Source organism: Desulfocucumis palustris, from assembly GCF_002933875.1.
Lineage (GTDB): Bacteria > Bacillota > Desulfotomaculia > Desulfotomaculales > Desulfocucumaceae > Desulfocucumis > Desulfocucumis palustris.
Map to the genome: position 1 here is coordinate 1 of NZ_BFAV01000133.1, position 1,275 is coordinate 1,275.

Consider the following 1,275-nt stretch of genomic DNA (forward strand, 5'->3'; position numbering starts at 1 on the left):
CTAGTAGAGTGATTCCAAATTATAGTTGCAATAATATCTAGCAGGGTATACGATTCTCTTAACGAAATTAACGTTAGGGGGATCATTCTATGCCATTTCAAAGTCACCGAGCCAAATTAAATTTGACACTGGAAGAAATACATAGACTGGAAACAATTATCCACGCTCGTACAGAGGGTGTAAGCCGAGTAGAGCGTGCAAAGATTTTTCTTTTTTATAATGATGGAGAGTCAATATCATCCATCGCAAGAATATTAAAAACCAATCGACCAAAGATAGAACGTCACATTAATAAAGCTTTGGAATTTGGTATTGATGTTGCCTTAAACGATCTCCCTCGCCCTGGAAAGCCGGAATCCATTACAATGGAAGACAAAGTTTGGCTTATTTCTCTTGCGTGTAAGAAGCCAAAGGAATTCGGGTATAGTTACGAATTATGGACAACCGATTTACTATCTAAACATGTAAGAAAATACTGTGAGGAATATGGGCACACATCTCTGAAGAATCTATCACGCGGAACAGTTTCAAAGATTCTATCGGCGAATCAGGTTAAACCTCACAAAATCCAATATTATTTAGAGCGAAAAGACCCTGATTTTGATCAAAAAATGGCCAATGTCTTATATGTTTACAAAGAAGTTCAAGTTGTTCTTGAAAAGGGCAATAATTCGGTATACGCATATTTATCTTACGATGAAAAGCCGGGAATTCAAGCTATCGAAAACACTGTACCAGATCTACCCCCTTCTCCAGGTGTTCATCCCTGCGTGGGCCGTGATTATGAATATATTCGCCATGGTACCTTAAGTTTGATGGCTGGTATTGATTTAACTAACGGACAAATATTAGCTAATGTGACTGACCGACATCGTAGTCGTGAATTTGTAGAATTCTTAAAAATGGTTGATGAGCAGTATAAAGATAAAGAAAAAATAAAAATAATACTGGATAACCATTCTGCTCATATTTCAAAAGAAACCAGAGCATATTTGAATATTGTTCCAAATAGGTTTGAATTTGTGTTTACTCCGAAACATGGTTCCTGGTTAAATCTAATCGAATCTTTCTTTGGAAAAATGGCTCAAACAATGCTTCGGGCAATACGTGTAAAATCTAAAGAGGAGCTAAAAGAAAGAATCTACACCTATATTAAAGAAATTAATGATAGCCCTACTATATATCGCTGGAAATACAAAATAGATGATTTTTCTATTGTATAATGTTTATGACAATCAATCCATTGATATGTTATTACGGAAACGCTATACTAGT

At 35.5% G+C, this 1,275-nt stretch carries 1 protein-coding gene; it reads left to right on the forward strand.

Annotated elements, in window-relative coordinates; translation table 11 throughout:
• Positions 1 to 89 precede the first annotated feature (89 nt).
• Positions 90 to 1,223: an IS630 family transposase gene (locus DCCM_RS11700; protein WP_104372588.1), complete on the forward strand. Its 1,134-nt coding sequence runs from the start codon at positions 90 to 92 to the stop codon at positions 1,221 to 1,223.
• Positions 1,224 to 1,275: the final 52 nt, after the last annotated feature.